This is a genomic window from Fimbriimonas ginsengisoli Gsoil 348 (assembly GCF_000724625.1).
GTDB lineage: Bacteria > Armatimonadota > Fimbriimonadia > Fimbriimonadales > Fimbriimonadaceae > Fimbriimonas > Fimbriimonas ginsengisoli.
Genome location: NZ_CP007139.1, coordinates 3,785,363 through 3,807,317 on the forward strand (window position 1 = coordinate 3,785,363; position 21,955 = coordinate 3,807,317).

At 61.4% G+C, this 21,955-nt stretch carries 15 protein-coding genes; 6 read left to right on the top strand and 9 right to left on the bottom strand.

All coding sequences use genetic code 11. The annotated features are described in order from the left end of the window. Positions 1 to 6: 6 nt before the first annotated feature. The 3 genes from OP10G_RS16980 to nusB are packed head-to-tail and all read left to right on the top strand — an operon-like array spanning position 7 to position 2,280. Entirely contained in the window at positions 7 to 354 is a 348-nt protein-coding gene (locus tag OP10G_RS16980; RefSeq protein WP_144241209.1) for a hypothetical protein, read from the top strand. Next, the gene (locus OP10G_RS16985) at positions 354 to 1,709 is read left to right on the top strand and encodes an acetyl-CoA carboxylase biotin carboxylase subunit (RefSeq protein ID WP_025229243.1); all 1,356 of its coding nucleotides are present in this window, start codon (positions 354 to 356) and stop codon (positions 1,707 to 1,709) included. Before OP10G_RS16980 ends, OP10G_RS16985 begins: the two co-directional genes overlap by 1 nt. 1 nt (position 1,710) lies before the next feature. After that, complete coding sequence (nusB, locus tag OP10G_RS16990; RefSeq protein ID WP_025229242.1) at positions 1,711 to 2,280, top strand: transcription antitermination factor NusB; 570 nt, start codon at positions 1,711 to 1,713, stop codon at positions 2,278 to 2,280. 69 nt (positions 2,281 to 2,349) lie between these two features. On the opposite strand, the gene OP10G_RS16995 is transcribed toward nusB, so the two are convergent. The 4 genes from OP10G_RS16995 to OP10G_RS17010 form a co-directional block, all read right to left on the bottom strand. Beyond that, complete coding sequence (locus OP10G_RS16995; RefSeq protein ID WP_025229241.1) at positions 2,350 to 5,355, bottom strand: S53 family peptidase; 3,006 nt, start codon at positions 5,353 to 5,355, stop codon at positions 2,350 to 2,352. A 287-nt stretch (positions 5,356 to 5,642) separates the two neighbouring features. Beyond that, the gene (locus OP10G_RS17000; RefSeq protein ID WP_158409269.1) at positions 5,643 to 8,747 is read right to left on the bottom strand and encodes a S53 family peptidase; all 3,105 of its coding nucleotides are present in this window, start codon (positions 8,745 to 8,747) and stop codon (positions 5,643 to 5,645) included. 139 nt (positions 8,748 to 8,886) lie between these two features. Beyond that, positions 8,887 to 9,705 (bottom strand): prepilin-type N-terminal cleavage/methylation domain-containing protein, encoded by an 819-nt coding sequence (locus tag OP10G_RS27465; RefSeq protein WP_227624963.1) that lies wholly within the window; start codon positions 9,703 to 9,705, stop codon positions 8,887 to 8,889. 242 nt (positions 9,706 to 9,947) lie between these two features. Further along, entirely contained in the window at positions 9,948 to 10,586 is a 639-nt protein-coding gene (locus OP10G_RS17010) for a hypothetical protein (protein ID WP_025229238.1), read from the bottom strand. 85 nt (positions 10,587 to 10,671) lie between these two features. Between OP10G_RS17010 and OP10G_RS17015 the strand changes: the two genes are divergently transcribed. Beyond that, entirely contained in the window at positions 10,672 to 10,941 is a 270-nt protein-coding gene (locus tag OP10G_RS17015) for a hypothetical protein (RefSeq protein ID WP_025229237.1), read from the top strand. A 68-nt stretch (positions 10,942 to 11,009) separates the two neighbouring features. Here the strand turns inward: OP10G_RS17015 and OP10G_RS17020 are convergent, their stop codons facing one another. The 5 genes from OP10G_RS17020 to OP10G_RS17045 form a co-directional block, all read right to left on the bottom strand. Further along, entirely contained in the window at positions 11,010 to 12,431 is a 1,422-nt protein-coding gene (locus OP10G_RS17020) for an ankyrin repeat domain-containing protein (RefSeq protein WP_025229236.1), read from the bottom strand. 201 nt (positions 12,432 to 12,632) lie between these two features. Then, the gene (locus OP10G_RS17025) at positions 12,633 to 13,388 is read right to left on the bottom strand and encodes a hypothetical protein (protein WP_025229235.1); all 756 of its coding nucleotides are present in this window, start codon (positions 13,386 to 13,388) and stop codon (positions 12,633 to 12,635) included. A 479-nt stretch (positions 13,389 to 13,867) separates the two neighbouring features. Continuing rightward, positions 13,868 to 14,926 carry a DUF6714 family protein gene (locus OP10G_RS17035; protein ID WP_025229233.1) on the bottom strand — a complete coding sequence of 353 codons (1,059 nt, stop codon included), beginning with the start codon at positions 14,924 to 14,926 and terminating at the stop codon, positions 13,868 to 13,870. Positions 14,927 to 15,010: 84 nt separating this feature from the next. Next, positions 15,011 to 18,232 (bottom strand): S41 family peptidase, encoded by a 3,222-nt coding sequence (locus OP10G_RS17040; protein WP_038473271.1) that lies wholly within the window; start codon positions 18,230 to 18,232, stop codon positions 15,011 to 15,013. A gap of 60 nt (positions 18,233 to 18,292) precedes the next feature. Next, entirely contained in the window at positions 18,293 to 19,336 is a 1,044-nt protein-coding gene (locus OP10G_RS17045; RefSeq protein WP_025229231.1) for an ABC transporter substrate-binding protein, read from the bottom strand. 132 nt (positions 19,337 to 19,468) lie between these two features. Here OP10G_RS17045 and OP10G_RS17050 point away from each other — a divergent pair, with 132 nt between their 5' ends. Both OP10G_RS17050 and OP10G_RS17055 read left to right on the top strand, forming a co-directional pair. Beyond that, positions 19,469 to 20,329 carry a bifunctional 5,10-methylenetetrahydrofolate dehydrogenase/5,10-methenyltetrahydrofolate cyclohydrolase gene (locus tag OP10G_RS17050; RefSeq protein ID WP_025229230.1) on the top strand — a complete coding sequence of 287 codons (861 nt, stop codon included), beginning with the start codon at positions 19,469 to 19,471 and terminating at the stop codon, positions 20,327 to 20,329. 124 nt (positions 20,330 to 20,453) lie between these two features. Next, complete coding sequence (locus tag OP10G_RS17055; protein WP_144241210.1) at positions 20,454 to 21,908, top strand: flavin monoamine oxidase family protein; 1,455 nt, start codon at positions 20,454 to 20,456, stop codon at positions 21,906 to 21,908. The last annotated feature ends 47 nt before the right edge of the window (positions 21,909 to 21,955 follow it).

Genomic DNA, 21,955 nt, shown 5'->3' on the forward strand with positions numbered 1-21,955 from the left:
GGAACCATGATCACTCTGGCCATCATCGCCGTTTTGGCGGGGGTGTTTTTCTTCGGCAGCGGCGTTTTCCAAGCCGGCGGCCCCAAGTCGCCGCGAAAAGACGGGAAGGGAGTCACAATTCCCGGCCTCGCTGAGGCGAGGGCGCGGGACACGGTCTGCCAAAGCAATCTTTCCCAGGTTCGTCAGTCGATCATGGTCGCCCAGTCGTCCGGCGGCGACGAACTCCCCAAGTCGCTCGACGAGCTCCATCTGCCCGCCGAAGTGACTCACTGCTCGATCGGCCACGAGGCGTACACCTACGACCCTGCCACCGGGCAGGTGCACTGTCCGCATCCGGGGCATGAGAAGTATTGATGTTAAAGAAGGTCCTCATCGCCAACCGGGGCGAGATCGCGTGCCGAGTCATACGAGCTTGCCGCGAGCTCGATGTTCGTAGCGTCGCGATCTATTCCGAAGCCGACCGGGAAAGCCTCCATACGAAAATCGCCGACGAGGCGATCTGCGTTGGCGCCGGCTCCAACTCCGACTCTTACCTCAACCTCGCCAACGTGCTGATGGCGTGCCAGATCTCGGGCGCCGAAGCCGTTCATCCCGGTTACGGCTACTTTAGCGAGCGCGCGAACTTCGCGGTCGCGCTTAACTCGATCGGTATTCAGTTCATCGGCCCGCCTCCCGACGCCATCGAGGCGATGGGGGACAAGGCGAGCGCCAAGCGGGCGGCGATCGCTTCCAACTGTCCGGTCGTCCCCGGTTCGCCCGGCATCGTGATGAACGAGAACGACGCACTGGACGTCGCCGAGGAGATCGGCTATCCGGTCCTCCTCAAGGCGGTCGCCGGCGGCGGCGGCCGCGGCATCCGGCGGGTCGACGAACCCGAGGAGCTGGCCGGCCTTTGGAAGACTGCCCAAGCCGAGGCCCAGGCGAGCTTCGGGTCGGGCGAGATTCTGATCGAGAAGTGCGTGATCAACCCGCGCCACGTCGAGATCCAGGTCATCGGCGACTCGTTCGGGAATATGGTTTACCTTGGCGAGCGCGAGTGCTCGATCCAAAACCTGCGCCACCAAAAGCTGATCGAAGAGGCTCCGTATGCCGCTCTTCCCGAGGAGGTTCGTCGCACAATGGGAGAAGCCGCGGTGCGAGTAGCCCAGAGCGTCGGCTACCAAAACGCCGGCACCGTCGAATTCCTCGTCGACAGCAACAACGATTTCTACTTCCTCGAGATGAATACACGGCTTCAAGTCGAGCATCCGGTCACGGAAGAGATCACCGGTATTGACTTGGTCCATCTGATGCTTCGAATCGCCAGCGGGGAACCGCTGCCGATCCGCCAGGAGGACGTTCGATTGAAAGGCCACGCGATCGAGGCCCGGATCACCGCCCAAGACCCCGACAAAGAGTTCGCTCCCAGCACGGGCAAGATCACCAAGTGGTGCGCCCCTATGGGCCGGGGGATTCGTATGGAGACCCATTGCTACGCCGGCTTTACGGTTAGCCCGTTCTACGATCCGATGCTCGCCAAGCTGATCGTCCGAGGCGAAAACCGGGACGAGGCGGTGCGAAAACTGCAAGCGGCCCTCTATGAGTTCGAAGTGGAAGGAATCGCGACCAATATTCCATTCCTCCGCCGACTTTGCGCCTCGGAAGGGTATGTCGCTGGCGAATTCGACACCGGCTACGTCGGCCGCTTCCTCTCCGGGGAAGAGTCCTAAGATGCTTAGTCGCTCACGCCGCGTCGCCCGTGAAGGCGCCTTGCGCGCGCTTTACGAAATTGAGGTCGGCAAGTCCGCCGTCCGGGACGCCATCGAATCGACGATCTACGTGCAGGAGCTGTCCCACGACTTGGCGGACTATATGGAGCGGCTGGTTCTCGGAGTGAACGAGCATCGGCGGCAGCTTGACGCGCTGATTGCCAAGTATCTAAAGGATTACGACTTTAGCCGCCTCGCCACCGTCGATCGAAACCTCCTTCGGATCGCCACTTTCGAAATCCTCCACGTCCCGGAGATGCCGCCCGCGGTCAGCATCAACGAGGCGATCGAGATCGCGAAACGCTACTCCACGTTCGAAAGCGGAAAGTTTATCAACGGCGTACTCGGCCGCCTGCTGCTGGACACGCCAAAGGCAAACTGGGACCCAACCCAGGCTCCCGCCGAGCAGTCGGAAGAGATCGTAAGGTCGCCGGAGCCGGTCGAAGTCGAAGAGATCGACGTCGCCCCTGAAGATGAATCGTTCCGAGCCGCCAGCCGCATCGGCGGCTGGAAGCTTAAAGCGGACGATTAGTACCTTCTCAAAAAAATAGTGGCCCAAGCTTTCAACCTGGGCCACTATTTTTTTGCCTAACGGCGACGCTTAGTGCGTCACCGTCAGGGTCGCCGTCTTGCTGATGGATGCCAAGGTCGCGGTGATCGTGACATTGGTGTTCGTGGCCACCGCCTTCGGCTTGAACGTGAACGTTGCGGTCTTCGCGCCCGGGACGATGTTGATCGCGGAGGGAACGACTACCGAGGGATCGGAACTCGAGAGCGAGACCGTCCTCACGTTCGGACCGGCGGGCCCGTTGATGGTAAGGGTTCCGGTTACGACGTTGATCCCGTTGCCCAGCACCGTCGTCGGGTTGAGCGTGATCGAAACCAGCGTTGCCGCTTGAACCGTCACGGACACCATCTTGGTGCCATTGAAGGTGCCGATCGCGTTGACCGCCGTATCGCTCGCAACTGCCAGCGTAGTCAGCGTCGCGGTCGCCGTCTTGCTTCCGGCCGGAATGGAGAGGGTCGTCGTCGAGAACTTGGCCACGCTCGGCAGGTTCGTCGAGATATTGACCACCACGCCCGAAGGTCCGGCGGGGGAGGTCAGGGTGGCGGTGATCACGGGATTCGTCACCCCGCCAAGAGCCGTCGTCAAGTTGGACGTCATCGACAACATCGCCGGCTTGTTGATGGTCAATACCGCTGATTTGGTAACCGAGGCGTAGGTCACGGTAACCGTCACCGTCTTGCTGGCATCGACCGCCTGGGTGTTGATCGTAACCGATCCGGTGCTCGCGCCCGCCGCCACCGTAATAGTGGGGGAGGAGAGGGTCGCCGAGGTCGAGTCCGACAGCGAGATCGGAACCGAGATTCCCCCAGCGGGAGCCGGGCCGGACATGGTGACCGAAGCGGTCACCTTGTTGCCTCCGAAGACCGTCGCCGGGCTAAGGGTGAAGAAGCCGATCTTCGCCGGAAGGACGTTGATGACGGCCGTCTTGTTGTTGGTTCCGATCGTCTCCGTGATCGTCACGGCCGTCGCCGTGGTGACCGCCTTGTGCGTGATCGTGAAGGTTGTCGTCTTCGCCCCCTGAGGGACCGTAACCGAGGCCGGCACCGTCGCCGCCGTGGTGTCCGAGGAAGAAAGCGCAACCGCGATTCCTCCGGCCGGCGCCGTAACGTCGATTGTGACCGTACCGGTGGCGACCACAGACCCGCCACCGATAACGCTTCCGGGCGAAACGGAGAGAGCCGTGGGCACCGCCGGGGTGACCGTCAACGTCGTGGTCGCCGAGCTGTTACTCTGCGAAGCGGTCAGCGTCACCGATTTCGACGTGCTGACTCCGGATGTCGTAATCGCGAAGGTGCCGGAGGTGGCGCCCGCCGCGATGGTGATCGAAGCGGGAACCGTCACCGACGGATCCGAAGAAGAGAGGTTGACGACGTCTCCACCGGTGGCGGCTGCCGCGGACAGCGTTACTGTTCCCGTCACCGTGGTGGCGGAGCCACCTTCGACCGTCGACGGAGAAGCCGCAACCGAGGTGATCTTCGCGAAGTTCGCCACCTTCGTGACGAAGCCGTCGAAGTTCATTGCTCCCCAACCGGTGACGAAGTCCCAGCCGGCTTTCGCCGTCGAGGCTTGGCCGTTCGGAAGGTTGCCGTTTCCACCCGAGATCACGTCGAAGAAGACGGAGCTATCTCCGTTGTAGGAGTAGATCAGGTCTTGAATTCGGCCGAACCGCTTCTTACCCGCGCCATTGGCAGGAAGCGAACCCAGCGCGATCAAGCGCTGCTCGGCATCCGCGAGGGCGCCGGCAAAGGTGGGCGATGCGCCGCTGGTACCGCCGATTTGGTAGAAGCCGGCCGGATTGCTACCGTCGTCGACGTAGACGACATAGCCGGTGTTCGGATCTGCGTCTAGGGCGACGTCCGGATTGAGCCGGAAGTTAATGTTCGTCGGTACGCCCGTTCCCTTCTGATAGGAGGGGAGGACGTTGAAGGCGGCGGCATTCGTGTTCCAGCCTCCGCCGCTGCCCGACCATCCGGTTTCGGAGGTTCGGACGCCGGCGGCAGTCGCGACCGCCGTCGTGCCACCAACCGAGAGAACTTCCGGTTCGATGTTGGGATAGAAGAAGCTGAGGTCGGTGCCCGAGTCGCCCGATGCCGCCATATAGGTGATCCCCTGGGCGCTCATCGAAAGGTGCAGGTTATGCACCGCGTTCGCGGTGCTGGAGCCAAGCTGCCACCCGTAGCTCTCGGTGATGATGTCTGCGTTGTTGTCGTTCGCCTCTTTCGTGAGGGTTCCGGTGAGGTCAACGCTGCCTGAGAGATTCCCTCCATCGTAGATGATGAGATTACAGAGGGGGGCCATCGCGAGGACCGTCTGGATATCCAGGTCGGCCTCGCCGTGGTTCGGACCATTCATTCCGCTGAGGATCGTCACCACCGAGACGTTCGAGCCGACACCGCCGGGGGGAGTCGGAAGCCCAAATTGGCTGTACTCGTGAGGAATGTTCGACAGCTTGAAGCCGTCCCAGTTGGAGATTCCCACCGTTCGGCCTTGGCCTTGTGATCCGGCGCCATAGAGCGGGGCCACGTTGTAGAGGGTTCGAAGCTGAGTAGGGGTAAGGAACGTCCTCGGCTTCGGTTTGGTGAAGTTCTCCATGCCCGAAACGTCGATGACGGCTTGCCCGACGCTAGCCGGGATCGAAGGCTCAGTCGTAAACGAGAACAAACCTCCCTCCGGAACATCGAGCGTCTTCCAAGCGAACTGGAAGATGTTAGTCTGGAACGCGGCTTCGGCCTGCGCGACGGTGGCGTCCGCCATGATCGATAGCCGGTTCTTACCGACTAGCCGGATCTTCATTCCTTGGGAGGTCAGGTAGTCGGCGACCTTTTGAACGTTTGCGGCCGAGACACCGAATCGCTGGCCGACCTGCTCAGGGGTGATGAAGTGCCGGTACTCGGGACTCTTCGGGTTCGAAACCTCGTCGACGAAGTTTTGCATTCCGGCGGCGTCGCCGTAGGGCAAGCTCACCGTGAGGTGCAGCATCTTATCTGAAGCGGCATGGCCGATCGGCATAGCCCGAGAGATCCCTTCGGGCTCGGACATGGGAACTGGGAGTCTACGCGTGGGCGTCTGCTGCGCCATCAGCGGCAGCGATAGCCCCAGTAGCGCGGGGACTAGAAATGAACGGCGATGAATCATGGTATTTCTACGGGCAAATGGGCGACGGAATAGCTTCGCTCATTGTACGGCCTACGCCGCATGAAACAGCAGTTTTACTAGTGCGCGTTAGTCCTTTATCCCCTAATTTCGGCATCGTAATCCCACTTAAACGTGAGAACGGGCGGAGGCTTTGACCTCCGCCCGTTCCCAATCCCGAATCGCAACCAACTCTAGTGGGTTACGGTCAGGGTTGCCGTCTTACTGATCGCGGCCAGCGTCGCGGTAATCGTGACCGAGGTGGAGGCCGCTACCGCCTTCGGCTTGAAGGAGAACGTGGCCGTCGTCGCACCGGTCAAGACGTTTACCGTCGTGGGAACGGTCACCACCGTTCCATTGGAACTGGCCAACGACACCGTTCTCACGTTTGGCCCGGCCGGACCGTTGAGCGTGATCGTACCGGTCACCGCGTTAACCCCGTTGCCAAGCACGGAGGTGGGGTTAAGGGTGATCGACACAAGCGTTGCCGCCTGAACGGTGACCGCGGCGCTCTTATTGCCATTGAAGGAGCCCAGGATGCTCACGGCCGTGTCCGCGGCCACCGGCATCGTCGTCAACGTTGCCGTTGCGGTCTTACTTCCCGCCGGGATCGTTAGGGTCGTCACCGCGAACTTGGCGACGCTTGGCAGATTCGTCGAGATTGAGACCACCGCTCCGGCCGGACCGGCAGGCGAGGTAAGCGTCGCCGTAACGACCGGCGAGTTGACTCCGCCCAAGGCCGTCGCCAGGCTGGAGGTCATCGAAGCGAGCGCCGCTTTGTTGATCGTCAACGTTGCCGGTTTCGATACCCCGGCGTACGTGGCGGTTACCGTCAACGTCTTGGCCACATCGACCGCCTTGGAATTCACCGTGACCGTGCCGCTGGTCGACCCGGCGGGGATGGTGACGGTAGCGGAAGAGAGCGTAGCCAATGTGGCGTCGGAGAGCGAGATCGCCACCGAAATTCCGCCCGTCGGAGCCGGGCCGGCGAGGGTTACGGTACCCACCGAAGCGGTTCCTCCGAAAACGGTGGCCGGGTTGAGAGAGAACGCGCTGAGCCGGGTCGCGAGACTCGTGAACGGGGCGGTCTTACTCTTGCCGCCGCTGGTGGCGGTAATCGTGGCCGCCGTGGACGCGGTGACCACTTGAGGCGTTACCGGGAACGTCGCGGTGGTTGCGCCTTGCGCAATCGTGACACTTGCCGGCACCGTAGCGGCTGCGGTGTTACTTGAAGTCAACGCGACGGCCAGTCCGCCGGCGGGAGCCGCAATATCCACCGTAACCGTTCCGGTACCACCGGTGGCGCTGCCTCCCACGGCGCTTGCCGGGGCGATGGCGAGCGCGGTGGGGACGGGGGTGGTCACCGTCAAAGGGCACGTCGCCGAGCTGTTGCTCTTCGAGGCGGTTAAGGTAACCGTTTTCAGAGCCCCGACTGCCTTCGTCGTGACGGCGAAGGTTCCGGTCGTCGCTCCGGCGGCGATGGTGATCGAACCCGGCACGGTAACCGCTGAATCTGAAGAAGCGAGGGTCACTACGTCGCCGCCGGTCAAAGCCGGTTTGGTTAGGGTAACCGTTCCGGTTACCGCCGTGGCCGAGCCACCTTCCACCGTCGTGGGCGCCACCGTCACGGTACTCACCTTGGGGAAGTTCGCCACCTTGGTTACGAAAGCGTCGAAATTCATCGCACCCCAACCGGTGACGAAGTCCCAGCCGGCTTTCGCGGTCGACGTCTGACCGTTCGGCAGAGTGCCGTTGGCCCCGGTGAGGATATCGAAGAAGACCGAGCTGTCTCCGTTATAGGAGTAGATCAGGTCTTGAATCCGGCCGAAGCGCTTCTTGCCGGCGGCGTTAGCCGGAAGGGAACCGAGGGCAATTAACCGCTGCTCGGCATCGGCCAACGCCCCTGCAAAGGTCGGCGATGCGCCGCTGGTACCGCCAATTTGGTAGAAGCCCGCGGGGTGGACCCCATCATCCAAGAACACCACGTAACCGGTATTCGGATCGGCGTCGAGGGCCAGATCCGGATTGAGCCGGAAGTTGATGTTCGTCGGGACCCCAGTTCCTTTTTGGTAAGCCGGAAGCACGTTGAAGGCGGCGGCATTCGTGTTCCAGCCTCCGCCGCTGCCCGACCATCCCGTCTCCGAGGTACGGACGCCGGCCGCGGTCGCCACCGCCGTCGTTCCACCCACGGAAAGAACTTCCGGTTCGATGTTGGGATAGAAGAAGCTAAGGTCGGTGCCCGAGTCGCCGGAGGCCGCCATATAGGTGATCCCCTGAGCGCTCATCGAAAGGTGCAGGTTGTGGACGGCAGTCGCAGTGCTGCTCCCCAATTGCCACCCGTAGCTCTCCGTGATGATGTCGGCGTTGTTGTCGTTCGCTTCCTTCGTGAGAGTGCCGGTGAGGTTTACGCCGGTATGGAGGTTCCCCCCGTCGTAAATGATGAGGTTGCAAAGCGGGGACATGGCGAGAACCGTCTGGATGTCTAGGTCCGCCTCCCCGTCGTTCGGCCCATTCATGCCGCTGAGGATAGTCACCACGGAAACGTTGGACCCGACGCCCCCCGCTGGGGTAGGAAGTGCAAACTGGGTGTACTCGTGGGGAATGTTCGACAGCTTGAATCCGTCCCAGCTAGAGACTCCGACCGTGCGACCCTGGCCTTGCGAGCCGCCACTGTAGAGCGGGGCCACGCCGTAGAGGGTTCGAAGCTGGGTGGGGGTTAGGAACGTCCTCGGCTTGGGCCGGGTGAAGTTCTCCATGCCGGAGATGTCGATGACTAACGGCGCGACCGACGCCGGCAACGAGGGCTCGGTGGTAAACGAGTAAAGGCCCCCGGCGGGCACATCCAGCGTGTTCCAGGCGAACTGGCTGATGTTGGTCTGGAACGCCGCCTCCGCCTGCGCGACGGTGGCGTCCGCCATGATCGACAGCCGGTTCTTGCCCACCAGTTGAATCTTCATTCCCTGGGAGGTCAGGTAGTCGGCGACTTTCTGAACGTTCGCCGCTGAAACGCCGAAGCGCTGGCCGACCTGCTCGGGAGTGATGAAGTGCCGGTACTCCGGGCTCTTCGGATTCGAAACATCGTCGACGAAGCTTTGCATTCCCGCGGCGTCGCCGTAGGGCAAGCTCACGGTGAGGTGCAACGTCCTGTCCGAAGCGGCGTGGCCGATCGGTATCGCGCGGGATATCCCCTCGGGCTCGGACATGGGAACGGCGATTCGGCGCGTGGGCGTCTGCTGCGCCATCAACGGCAGCGATAGCCCCAGCAGTGCTGGGAGGAGGAGGGCTCTGCGGTGAATCATGGCTCGACAAAAAGGAAGGCAAACCGACAAAGAGACTTCCCGCATTGTACGGCCTCGTAGGGTCGATTTCTGCCTCGCCAGGCCTCTCGCTAGTCCTTTATCCTTTCAAATCGCATGAACCACTAAGGTGCGAGACGCCTTAGCGATCGAGCGTGAAGTAGGTCTCGAAGATGCACCCGCTCGAATCCTTGGTGTGGAACTTCTCGGGGTTGCCGTGGAGGTACTTGCTGTGGCCGTCTAGGAAGGTAAAGCTCCCCCCGTCGCTCTTGTGCCGGAACTGAGACTCGCACCCGAATTTCTCCACCACGCGTGTGCCCGCCGTGTTCACCGCCGTAAACGCGTCGCCGATGTTCGCCGTCCGCGCCGTCTCCACGACCTCGCTTAAGTTCTCCGTCTTGTACTCGTAGTTGCTGGAGTCGTAGTTATACGTCCACCCGCTGCCGGGATAGTTCGCATACGGCTGGCTTTCCGAGTTCACCCCTGGGTCGCAAGACCAGTAGATCGAGTGCTTGGCGATCCCGTAGTTCGATAAATACTTGCCCCCTTGCGGCGGGAGGGTGCCTCCCCAACCGCTTCCCGACGATCCGTCGCCGTCGCACGCCGCGTCATCCATCGCCTTCTTCAGGTTCCCCTCGGAGAAACTGGGACAAAAGAGGATTTGCGAGTTCTTGATGTACGGCTGAATGGAATTCGTCCAACTGCCGGCAATCTGGTCCGCCAACGGCGCCAGTTGGGGATCCCCGTCCTGATCGCGCGCAGTGTTCGACGGGATTACCGTATCGTCCGCATCGTTCGAGTAGAGAAGCTGGCTCACCCCAAGTTGCTTGGTATTGCTAAGGCAAGCCGTCTGCTTAGCTGCCTCCTTCGCCTGGGCGAACACCGGAAATAGGATCGCCGCAAGGATTGCAATGATCGCGATAACGACGAGAAGCTCGATCAAGGTAAAGGCACGTCTCATCAATTTGCCTGGTTAACCACCTAAGTCTACGCGCTCTTTCCGCCTGAATTCCGCCCGCCGTCGAGGCGAATGAGTATGAGCTTGGAGTTTCCCTTGTCTGATCTCACGCGTACTTCGCTGGTGAAAAAGTCAGTGCCACAAAAAGACGTCCACAGCCCCCTCTCCCTCCTTCGGATGTATGTGCCGAACGGAGGGAGAGGGGGTTGGGGGTGAGGAGTCCGATCCGCCCGTTCACCGCTTCTTTACGAACGTCCGCTAAAGTACCGCTCTGGATCCAGCATCTTTCGCGAATGCCGGCCGTTCGTTCGGATTCTCCACTGCGCAACGTAGCTTCCTGCTCCATCCGAGCCGGCCATGTCGAGGGTAAGCGTGTGTCCGTCGGCCGAGAGCGATGCCCTTTCATACATCTTCCCGAAGTTTGGATTCAACAGATCCCAATACCAGGTCCGAGCCACCGGGACCACTCGCCCATCGACAATCACGTCTAAATGCCCGACCTCCGTGTGACGATCCAGATATCGCGAAACCGACTCCTTGGACGCACTTGAGATATCGATTGCATCCATTTCCCAAAACCGGTGGAGGCGGCCTCGATATCGGAAGCCGGGGAAGACGCCTGCATACCGATTTTGGTCTGTCAGACGCAAATTGGCCACCGTCAACGCTCCCGTTGGCGAATCGATCAACCAGAACATCTGCCGACCGTGCCGTCGGAAATTCTGTTGCGTAAATGTCACCTGAAACCGGTGCTTACCGCGCCGCCCCGACACGCGGTAGATGGCCGGGCCGTTCCAGTGCAACTTCTGCGGCAATGCGAAAGCGACGAAGCCAAACATGATATAAGCCATCAGAACCTCGACTTGGATCTCCGTTACTGCCAATACACAGGAAAGCTTCGAATCCTTAAGGGCCTCCCCATCTCCAAGTTCCCGGACGGCGGGGGATCGGGTGCATACTGGAGCCGCCATGGCAAATGCGAGTGAATGGAAGAGTCTGCTGACGGAGAGAGGGTGGATCGACGAGGAAGGAAAAATCGTGGCTCCCGGAACCTCGATCGTGAAGATCTCGCTCCCAGAGGCCCGATCGTTCACCGTGCGCGGCGGCAAGATCTCCCAACCGATCCAACTGTCGGGAGAGTTCCTTGTAGTGCAAGAGAGCAACGTCGATACCGCCGGTCGATCCCGCGTGACCGCCATCCCACTTAGCACCATCTTGGCGATTGAGTCTCTGGCATAAAGAGGGCGCCTACGCGTGCCGCCCCCTGTACCTTAGGTACAGGGGAATCATCGGCGAGGACGCCGACGCTACTCGGAACCGGTGCCCACGCCTGCTGCCGATAACAATCTCTCCGCCTCAACCGCCATAGCGCTCGCCGCGATCTCTCGCGGCGTCTGCCCATTGCCGGCCCGCAACGTCGGATCGGCGCCCCGGTCCAATAGGAGGCGCACCATGTCCACCTTGTTGGCATAGGCGGCGCAGTGCAACGGAGTCGCCCGGGGAATTCGCCACTGATCCTGTCTCTCGTTTACCGAAGCAGGGTTCTCGCTCAACCGCGTTTCGGCAACCTCCCCGAATCCGAAGCTAACCGCGTCGTGCAAGTCGACTTTGCCGTTCTCCCGTATCCACCGGACCACTTCCGGCTGCCCCATGTGATCGGCCCACGAGAGCGGGGTCGCCACGAACGGGTTGTTTCGGTCGTTGACGTTGGCACCTTTGGCAACGAGGCGCTGCACCATCGCCAGATCGCCGTCCCCCGCCGCTCGATGCAACGCTGTCCCGTTGTTGACGCCGATCATGTCCCAATTTCCGTTCTTCTCGAACAGATAATCGACCACATGGGACTGCCGCCGAACGTACGCGACGAGCATCGCGAGACCGATCGCATCTCGCTGGGACAGGACTCGTCCGCGCGGCTTCAGCTTCGATCGGAGACGCCCTTTTTCATCGAAGGCTGCCTTCACCAAATCGAGACGGCCTAAGGCGGCAGCCGCGAAAAGGTCGGCTTTGGCCCCCAGCTCGATCATCCGTTCTGCCGCCCTTGGGGCGTGGTTGATGAGGGAAGGGTACAGGCAGTCCGGTCTCGATAGGTCGATCTCGTCGCCATATTCCAGCAGCAGGTCGATTAGCGGTCCTGACACGTTGTAGTCGCTCGCCGGCTTGCTGGTCACCAGCAGCCCCATCGTTCTGCCGCCGTTCGGTCCGAGCGTCGTAGCGTGAACGTCGGCGCCGGAATCGAGCAGGAGACGGCCGACCTCCACAATGTTCTCGGGCATCGGCCCAAGCTCGCCAGACAGTCGCCCGCGATCCGGGTTTCCGGCAATGTGATGAAGCAGCGTTGCCCCCGTGAAGTAGTGATACGGCGGCTCTAGGTTGGTGCGTGCGTGGACTAGCTCCGGGTTTTCATGCAGGAGAGCCCTAAGCCTGTCCACGTCGCCCGCGTCCATCGCGGCGACCGCATCGTCGAAGCGAGGATGGGGAGAAACCGGGGCCAAGCGGGCCGAGGTCTCCACAAAGTGCTTGAGCTTCGCCCAACTATCGAATCCGTACTCTTTTGCGACGACGAGCTGCGCGTCGGCGAGCTTGAACGGATCTTCCGGTTTTGGGTGGTGGGCGGCGACCCGGGCAAGCGCTGCTGGGTCGTCTTTCCGGTACTGGCGCCGAAGCTCCGTAGCTTGAAGCTTTAGTTGGGCGAGGTTAGGGCGAAGCGGTAAGGTGCGAGTTGACATAGACACTTCCTTCGAGAGAGCCCGATGTCCGCGGTGTGGGCCGAAAGAAGCGCGACGAAACAGTTGAAAACGGTAGGCAGGACTCAGTCCTTTTCCGCGGACGGGAAGCACCCTACGTGCTCTCCTCCATCCTAGCGCTACCTAAGCCACCCGGTCAAGTCCCATGGACCGCCGCTCTCCAGAGCGGCCCTTCCTGACGCCCTATCGCTGCTCGAGATGCGTGAACTGCTCCTCAAGCTCCCTGCTTTTCGCGACGATCGAGGCCGGCGGATCGACCGCAGTCGTAAGCTCGCCAATACGCGACATCATCGGCTCGATCTTCCGCGATCTGCTTCGATGGAGTCGGGCGGCCAGGCGGTTGGATAGCGTGAGCATCATGCCGATCCAGGCGACGAGGGAGGCGACGACCGTCAGCGGAGCCGCTCCGTGTAGCTTTAGGTTGATGCCGATCGCGATGCAGCCGAAGAAGGAAAGGATAAGTCCCAGCATCCAGGCAAGGACCACGCCTCCCTCGTAGCGAATCATCAGGCGGTACCTGGTTTGGCCGTTTCGAGGCGTCGCCGATACGTGGGCGCCGAAGAGGTCGGATCCTCCGGCCCACTCCCGGCTTGACCCCACCACGCTCGTCTTTCCGGCGGTGCCGAACGTTTTGCGAAGCTCTCCAACCACTTCTTCCCACGCCAAATCGGTCAGCTCGCCCGCAAAGCTACGCTCCAACTGTTCGGTGGTAGGGGCTCCGAAGAAGAGAAAACCTTTTCGGACGGGAGTGGAATCCAGCTTGGCCGCGGCGGCCGCGACGTGCTTTCCTTCGATCCCGACCTCGGCCGCCAACCGCTCCACCTCGGCGAGAGTGAAACCCTCCCGTTCGCCGCTCGCCTCGGCCCCTTCCGCCTGAGCCGCCGCGGCCGCGCGAAGGATCGCCGCGAGCTCTTTCTCGTCATACCGACGGTCGGCCATGTAAGGCTAGGACGAGGAAACCAACCGGTTCGTTGCGATACGTAGCATCGGCGTCCTCGCCGATGAACCGAAGCCTGGCCAAGCTTACTGTAGCAGTACAATCGTTCGGTGGAGGAATTATCTAGGGATATTAGAAGGCTTGAAGCCCAACTCCGAGTGGGACTCGTACTGCTGGCCTTTCTGTGCATTCTTGTCGGCGGGATGATATTTGGCATTTACAACGCAGGCGGGAAGGCAGGTCCCCGACTCCTAAAGATGAGAGAAGAAAAGGATGCCCTTCTGAGCGAAAACGTCTCGCTCAGGAAACGATTGGCCGATCTAGAACATCGGGCTCCCAAGTAACCATAACCGTCGGAGCACACCTCTTCTGACTCAAAACGAGGTTGATAGGGTTTTGGGATATCTGTCCTTCCACGAGCGACCCACTCCCTCACCTCATCTTCGTAGGATAGGGATGGCCGCTTCACGGCGATGATGGCTCATTCGTGCAGTTCCTGAGGCTTGACCCGTGAGCCAGTTATCGGCTTCCCTGTTCGTGGGATAGGGAAGGGATTTCTCCAATAGCTTTCTAAAGCGGTTCTCCATTTCGCTACGTCCCGAGGCTCCGGCACCCACTCTTCCCGGCCCCTGAGTTTCAGGGCATACATGTATTCGAGTACGGCCCTGACCGTGCTCACCTGTTCTTCGTCCAATGCCGACCACTGGTCGAGGGTGTAGTCGGTCTGCTCTGTCCTGAGTGTTAGGTGGAAAAGAATGTCCGCATCTTCGCCGTCCCGAATAGTTCGGACCAGTGCCGCTGGCAGGTAGTAACGAAATCCAATCCGATCAAGGAAGGAACACCCACCGACGCCTGGGAAGGTCAACCACGCGGAATCGTCAACCAATTGTTCCCAGTTCTGGTCCCTGTCGTGGTAGATCGGTTTGCCATAAACAGAGCCATAGTTGTCTTCAATTTCGGTGCCCGCCCAAGAGGCGCCGCCGGCACGGCTAACTCCTTGAAAGGCGACCTTGATTCTCTCGATGAGTTGAAGACCCTCTTGATGGAAATCTCGTCCTGGAGGATGGTCGACACCTTCGTCAAGGTCCAAGTCGAGCAGATCCAGCCACTCCTGAAACTGGCCTGGGGCTAGTTTCTTTGCATCCCAGAAGCTGTCTGTCCAGACCAGAAGATTGCGGAGAAGCAGAATTTGACTTTTGCTATAGCCGAGTTCACTCAGGGGAAATAGCCGCCCGATCCACCGACCAAAGTTAAATATTTGATCCTCATCAATCGGCTTTGCCCGCCGCAAATACAGCACGATGAAAGCTGGCAAGAAGTACGCGAGCGCCTTACGGGTGAAGACCTCCGAGACATCTGCCGCCCACCGAAGCTTGGCAGCTGGCAGCGCTTGCCACTTCTTATGCATAAAGTGGTCATTTGCGTATTGCGCGTCAGAATTACTGGAGGATTCTTCGCTTGGCCAAAGATGGTCGGGGAAGCCTGGATCAGGAAAGGCAGCCCTGATTTTCTCGATCCACTCCTCAGCTTCGGAAGACACTGGGTGAATGATAGGCTACAAAAGGTGGGAGTGCGCGAGCAAATGTCCGCGCACTCCCGTCATCGGCTGGGAGCCGATGCTGCGTTAGCCGCCGACCTTCGTCTTGTCGACGTACGGCGGGTGGGAGTAGGTCTTTTTCGGCGTGGCGCGGACGAGCTTCATCGCTTCTTCGACCGCCTTCTCGAGCTGCGCGTCGTGACCCTGACGCCAGAGGTACGGATCGAGCTCGACCTCCATGTCGGGGTCGACGCCGTGTCCTTCGACATCCCATGTGTTGTTGTGCGGGTTGTAGAACCCGTCGTCCGGCGCGTTGACGAAGCCGCCGTCGATTAGCGGGAAGCCGAAGGAGGCGACGAGGCCGCCCCAGGTTCGCTTACCGACGATCGGGCCGACCTTGTTGAACTTGAACAGCCACGGGAACATGTCGCCGCCGGAGCCGCCGTACTGGTTCGTGATCATCACCTTCGGGCCGAAGACGCCCACTCCCGGAGTCGGCCAGTCTTTGCCGTATCGCGAGGTGAAGACGCCGTTCATGGTCCGCTGCATCTCCAGCACCATGAAGTCGTTGATGAGCCCGCCCTGGTTGAACCGCTCGTCGACGATGATTCCATCCTTGCCGGTCTGCGCATAGTAATAGCGCTGGAACGACTCCCAGCCGCCCTGCCCGGTATCGGGAATGTGCACGTAGCCGAGGCGGCCGCCCGAGAGCTGCTCCACCTTGCGGCGATTATCTTCCTTCCAGGCGATCTGGCGGAGCGCGGTGTCGTTTCCAACCGGAACCACCGTCGCCTCACGCGCCCCAACTCCGTTGGGCGTGGGGCCGATTTTGACCTTGACTTGCCGTCCGGCTTTGCCTTCCAACGCCTCGTAGATATCCATGGCGTCGTTCAGGTCGCGCCCGTCGATGGAGAGGAGGTACTCGCCCGCCTTGGCGCTGACGCCCGGCTTGGAGAGCGGACCGGCGAGCCCGGGGTTCCAACTCTCGCCATTGTAAACGCGCGTGATTCGGTACCGGCCATTCTCGAAGGCGTAGTCGGCGCCGAGGAGGCCGCCGGGGACCGACTTCGTGCCCGGAATGTCGCCGCCGCGCACCCACATGTGACCGATGCTGATTTCGCCGGTCATGTCCTCGAATAGGTAGCTCAGGTCGTCCCGGGAATTAATGCCCTCCAAGAACGGGGAATACCGGCGAACCATCTCTGCCGGCTTGATGCCGTGGAGGTTCGGATCGTACAGAAGAATCGGTTCGTTCTTCCAGACTTCGGCGAACATCGACCGCCACTCTTGGCGAGGCTCGATCTTGGCGCGCAAGCCGCTAAAGTCGACCGCGCCCTGCCCGGGTGCGGCTGCCGGCGCGGCCGTCGGGACGATCGCCACGTTCGGCCCGCGCTTTAGCAGGATGTGGCTTCCGCTCCCCGAGACTTCCATTCCCGTGACGCCAGGGGCGAACGGCGCGGCTGACCGGGTCGCCATGGAGAACTTCTGAATCGTTCCCAAGCCGCCGAAGTCGAGCGAGTTCGCCCGGTTCGGCGCCGTCAACGCGAAGAGCGTTCCCGGAGGTCCGGCCTCGAGTCCCTGATAATTCTGCACCGGCATCGGAAGAGCCACGACGCGCTGCTGAATGCCGTCGAGGTCGATCCGGAACTTATCGTCCTTCTTCTCCGGCGCCTTCGCCGGGTCTTTGGGGTTGTCCTCGTCGCTCTCGGGCTGCAGGGGGTCCGGCCCGTCGTTTCGCAGCACCACCGCGTAGATGGCGCTGGTGACGTTGGGCACCGAGAGGCTGGTCATGTCGAGCCAGCTGGCGGCCCAACCGGTGTTGGTGCTCGCGTAGAAATACATGTGCTTGCCGTCGCGGTCGAACACCGGGTTCTTGGCGTTAGCAAGCCCGTCGGTGATCTGCGTCTTCACCTTCTTGTCGATGTCGTAAACGAACACCGCGTTGAGATGGTTGTCCAGGTCCCGGTTCCAAGCCATCCACTTCGAGTCTGGAGAGAAGGTGGCGGAAATCGGCTCCGTCGGATCGTGGTACAGCCCTTTGTCGACGAGCGTGCTCTTGCCGCTTGGCACGTCCATTAGCCAGAGGTGACGGCCGTAATCGACGTAGGCGATCTTGCTCGAATCGGGCGACCACGTCAGCCAGTTGTAGTACTGGGGCACGTCACCGATGGATATGAACCGCTCTTTGGACGTTGCGAGGTCGAAGATCGCGATTTCCTGAGGGCCGCGCTCATCGGTGAAGTAGGCGATCGATTTGCTATCGGGGGACCAAACCGGCACGCGTCGATGAACCCCTTGCTTCTCGCTAAGCTGATGCGCGTCCCCTTTGCTTGCCGGGACGGTAAAGATCCATCCCCGAGCCGCCACGACGACGCGCTGGCCGTTCGGCGAGATACTGGAGCTGGTGACGTTGGTGCGGAGGTCCTTGAACTGGGGCCGGACTTCGGGGAAGTCGCCGGTGATCTCGACCGGGACCCGCTTGGAGGTGTGGCTGGCCAGATCGTACAGATTCAGCGAGTCGAGCTTGGCGTACACGATGGCGCCGGGACCGGCGTCGGCCGATTTGATATCGAACCCCTCGCCCTTGATCTCGTCGGCCACCTTGCCGCTCTTGGTGTCGTAGCTGCATAGGCCGACCGGTCCGGTCTTGTCGGAGAGGAAATAGACCTTGTCGCCCACCCACATCGGGTTCTGCTGGTTCTCGCCGTGGCGCGGCACTTCTTTCCAGTGCGAGTCGCTAAGCTGGGCGATCCAGAGCGGATAGGTTTGACCGCCGCGATAACGCTTCCACGCCGGCTCCCACTTCCAGCCGGGGTTGTAGGCGACGCGGGTTCCGTCGGGGGAGAGGCTCGCCTCCGAACCCGAAGGGAAGGGAAGCGGCTTCGGTACGCCGCCGTTAACGGAGACGGTGAAGAGGCGTGGCGAGTCGGTCTCGCTCAGCATTCCGGATGTGAAGATGACCGATTTACCGTCGGGCGTCCATCCGGCGACGATCTCTGGAGAGGGGTGGGCGGTGAGCCGCTTCGGCACCCCGCCTTCGACGGGAACCACGAAAACGTCGGCGTTCCCGTCGTACTGCCCCGTGAACGCGACAAGCTTGCCGTCCGGCGAGAAGTGGGGATGACTCTCAACCCCCTGCGCGCTAGTCAGCCGGTTGGCGTGGCCCCCCTCGCGAGGGACCGTCCAGAGGTCGCCGGCATATCTAAAAACGATGGTGGTGGCGCTAAGCGTCGGCTCGCGAACGAGCAACGGAGCGCCCGGCGCCGTCGCCCCACCTTGGGCGAGCGCGATAAGAGGAAGGAAGAGCATATCCGCGATTAGTATCGCGGATCGAGGCGAAAAGGTTTCGACGATTGAAAAGGTTTCGCGTTACGGGTGCTCGAACGCTTTTGCGAACCACTGACCATCACGTTTCAAACGGACGATGACCATCCGTTTATCCGGCTCGCCGTGCCGGCCGCGCAGGGTGACGGTGCCCGAACAACCTTTGAATCCCACCGTGCCGGCGATCGCTCGTCGCAAATCGTTGCGGGAGTGGGAGTGCGAACGCTGCATTGCTTCGAGCATGAGCTTTGTCGCGTCGTAGGTGAGAGGCCCGGCGCTCGTCGTGGGAAGTCCCCCAAATTTCTTGCGCCATCTTTTCAGGAAGCTTCTGTTTGCTGGGTAAGGATCGCTCGCCACGTACGACGTAGTAAACATCGCTCCTAAAATCGCCTCACCGCCGCTGGCCAGGATCTCGGCGCTATCCCATCCATCGCCGCCGAGAAACGTTGTCTTTGGCATCGTCTCGTGAATTTGGCGAACCATGGGGCCGGCTTCATTGAAGTAGCCGCTGATATAAACCGCCGCCGGCTGCTTTTCCTTTAGTCGGGCTGCTAGTGACTCGAACCTAGTATCGCCGCCCGCGTACGACTCGTCGGCAACGACTTCGCCGCCGAGCTTGCGAAACGTGGAACGGAAGTTGTTTGAAAGCAGCACGGAATACGGCTGCGTTACGTCAGTTGCGATGGCCGCCCGGCGCAGACCGAGGTCGCCATAGGCAAAGCGTGCCATGACTCGCCCCTGCGCTTCGTCGCGATAACACACTCGGAACAACCAATCGCGGCCCTTAAGTAAGTCGGGGCGAGTGGCCAGAGTTGCGATCACTGGAGTCTTCGTCGCTCTGGCCGCCTCCGCGATCTGGCTCGTGATTCCAGACGCGACACCCCCGATTAGACCGATGGCTCCCTTGTAGAGGAGCAACTCGGCGGCAGCTCGCCCTTGCTCGGGCTTCGAGGCCGAGTTGGAGACCTCTAGCTTTACCGCGCGGCGGGTCTTTCGATTGAATTCGTCCACCGCAAGACGGGCGCCGAGTACCGAATCGTCTCCCCAAGGCTTGAGGTCGCCGTCAAGGTCGGCGATCAAGCCAATCATTGGTTCAGACGATCGAACGGGGGAAAAAGACAAGAGCGCCAAGAGCGAAAGAACAACAGACATGCGAACCTGCGCTCAGTATGCTCCGACTCCGTTCCCTTCGAAAGCGCCCCCCTCGGTATCCTCTATGAGATGAGCGCCCAGATTCTCGACGGCTTGGCATTGAGCAAAGAAACGAGGGCTCGGCTGAAGGAGCGTGTAGACGCGCTGGTCGCCCGAGGAGTGACTCCCCGTCTCGACGTTCTGGTCGCCGCCCAAGACCCGGCGAGCGTCAAATACGTTCAAATGAAGCGCAAGTGGTGCGCGCAGGTCGGAATCGTCGGGGAGTCCTACGAGATCACGGAAACGACCTCCCAAGCCGATCTCATCGGCAAGATCCGGGAGTTAAACGCCGACCCCCACGTACACGGAATCCTCCTTCAGCACCCGTTGCCGGGACATCTCGACGAGAACATGGCCCTCATGGAGCTCGGCGCCGAGAAAGACGTTGACGGAATTACCCCCCAATCGCTCGGCCGTCTCGTCGCCGACCTGCCGGGCTTCCGTTGCGCAACCCCGCTCGGGATCATCCGCCTTTTGGAGCACTACGGAATCGAGACGGTAGGGAAGCGGGCCGTCGTAATCGGCCGCTCGATCATCTTGGGCAAACCGGCCGCTCTGATGCTGCTGCAGAAGAACGCGACCGTAACCATCGCCCACTCTCGGACCCAGAACCTCGCCGACATCTGCCGCGAAGCCGACATCGTCGTCGCCGCCGTCGGCCGTCCGGAAATGGTGGCGGGAGACTGGATCAAGCCGGGCGCCGTCGTCGTCGACGCCGGCTACAACCGCGTGGAAGGCCGCAAAGGCGACGTCGGCGACGTCGCGTTCGAATCGGCCTCTCAGGTAGCGGGGTGGATCACCCCCGTCCCCGGCGGCGTCGGCCCCATGACCGTGGCCAGCCTCCTAAGCAACTGCGTGGAAGCGGCGGAAGCCACGATAACCAACCGATAACCGCCGCGAAGCGCTTTGGAGTGCGCGAAGCCCTTCGCGCTTTTCCCCACGTGCGGAGCACGCGATAATCTTTGCGTACTCGCAATGGGTTCCGCTTGTTAAGGGTATCTGTTAGGATCTTTCCGTGGGATACGACAGAATGCGAGGGACTGAGTGTCCCTCCCGCCGTGAGTTTCTGGCGATGACCGGGGCAGCGGCCCTTGGAACGCTGTTCGGCTGCGGCGGAGGCGGCGGAGGAGCCCGGCCGTTGGCTCCCGGCCGGGAAGTGGTCATCATCGGGGCAGGAGTCGCGGGGATGGCGGCCGGAATGGCGCTACGAGAAGCGGGTGTCGGGTTCACGATCCTTGAGGCGCAGGGCCGGCCGGGGGGACGAGTATTTTCCAACAACGCCTTCCCCGTTCCTTTCGACTACGGGGCTCAGCTCTTCCAGCAAGCCGTTCCCGTGGGCGACGACCCGATGGTCACCCGGAACCCGCTTTTCAACATCGCGGCGAGGCAGCACGTGACGATGCAGCCGGCATTCCAGACGTCGGTGCTATTGCACGAGGACGGCCAACCGCTCTCGCAAGACGAGTTACTCGCGTATTTCTCCACTGGAACCCTGATGGATCAGACCGTGAACACGGCGGGGCGGGCGGCGGCGATGGCGGGAAGTGGGGACATTTCGGTGGCCGACGCGACCGCCGCCCTCATGGGGCAGCCGTTTGCCAACTTCGCGCTTCTGGCCCAATACGAGGCGGACCGTGGACAGCCGGCGGGGAAGATCTCGTGCCAGGACTTGTGGGAGTATTCTCGGTGGACCTCCGCGGCGTTCGGGCTTCCGTCCACCGATAACTGGTTCATTCGGTCGGGCATGGGGAACTTCGTATCCCAGTTCGCGGCCGGGCTTCCCATTCAATTCAACACGCCCGTAACGGCAATCGACTATCGGGGACCGAGGGTGCAAATCACGACCCCGAACGGGGTTATCGATGCCGGGGCGGTGATCATGACCGCATCGATGGGAGTGTTGAAGGCGGGCAAGATCCAGTTCAACCCAGGGTTACCGGTGATCTACTCGGAAGCCTTCGATAACCTGACAATGGGCTCGATCGGGAAAGTTGGTTTTGAGTTCGACGCTGACGTATTTGGCCCGCTGCCGGTGAACTCCTCGGTGGGGGTGGTACCCGACGGCTCGTCGGACAAATTCGGAGCGATGTTCGCCAAGTTCTGGGGGACAAACATGGCCTACCTGGTCATGGGCGGCCCTTCATGCGAAGAAGCCGAGCGGGGCGGTGAAGCGGGACTGATCGCATTGGCGACCGAGCGGTTGGTGCACATGCTGGGCCCGGACGCGACCGGGCACATCGTTCGGACAGCCGTCCATTCGTGGATGGGCGACGAGTGGGCGCGGGGAGCGTACAGCACGTCGCTCCCAGGGCACGTGGCCTCGCGGATCGCGTTGCAGACGCCGGTGGAGAACAAAGTGTTCTTCGCGGGCGAGGCAGCGGCATTGGAGGGAGGCGCCTCCATGGAAGGAGCCTGGCTCTCCGGCCAGGCCGCCGCCGCCCATTTCTCGAAGCGAGGCGTGAAGCACTAAGCCAGAGCCTGGCTCACAACCTCCGGAGCCCCTCTCCCTCCTCGGGA

Coding starts and splice junctions, on each gene's coding strand:
- OP10G_RS17050 (WP_025229230.1), top strand. CDS start 19,469: ATGAGCGCCCAGATTCTCGACGGCTTGGCATTGAGCAAAGAAACGAGG.
- OP10G_RS17020 (WP_025229236.1), bottom strand. CDS start 12,431: ATGTCAACTCGCACCTTACCGCTTCGCCCTAACCTCGCCCAACTAAAG.
- OP10G_RS16995 (WP_025229241.1), bottom strand. CDS start 5,355: ATGTCCGAGCCCGAAGGGATCTCTCGGGCTATGCCGATCGGCCATGCC.
- OP10G_RS16980 (WP_144241209.1), top strand. CDS start 7: ATGATCACTCTGGCCATCATCGCCGTTTTGGCGGGGGTGTTTTTCTTC.
- nusB (WP_025229242.1), top strand. CDS start 1,711: ATGCTTAGTCGCTCACGCCGCGTCGCCCGTGAAGGCGCCTTGCGCGCG.
- OP10G_RS17015 (WP_025229237.1), top strand. CDS start 10,672: ATGGCAAATGCGAGTGAATGGAAGAGTCTGCTGACGGAGAGAGGGTGG.
- OP10G_RS17025 (WP_025229235.1), bottom strand. CDS start 13,388: ATGGCCGACCGTCGGTATGACGAGAAAGAGCTCGCGGCGATCCTTCGC.
- OP10G_RS17040 (WP_038473271.1), bottom strand. CDS start 18,232: ATGCTCTTCCTTCCTCTTATCGCGCTCGCCCAAGGTGGGGCGACGGCG.
- OP10G_RS17000 (WP_158409269.1), bottom strand. CDS start 8,747: ATGATTCACCGCAGAGCCCTCCTCCTCCCAGCACTGCTGGGGCTATCG.
- OP10G_RS27465 (WP_227624963.1), bottom strand. CDS start 9,705: ATGAGACGTGCCTTTACCTTGATCGAGCTTCTCGTCGTTATCGCGATC.
- OP10G_RS17045 (WP_025229231.1), bottom strand. CDS start 19,336: ATGATTGGCTTGATCGCCGACCTTGACGGCGACCTCAAGCCTTGGGGA.
- OP10G_RS16985 (WP_025229243.1), top strand. CDS start 354: ATGTTAAAGAAGGTCCTCATCGCCAACCGGGGCGAGATCGCGTGCCGA.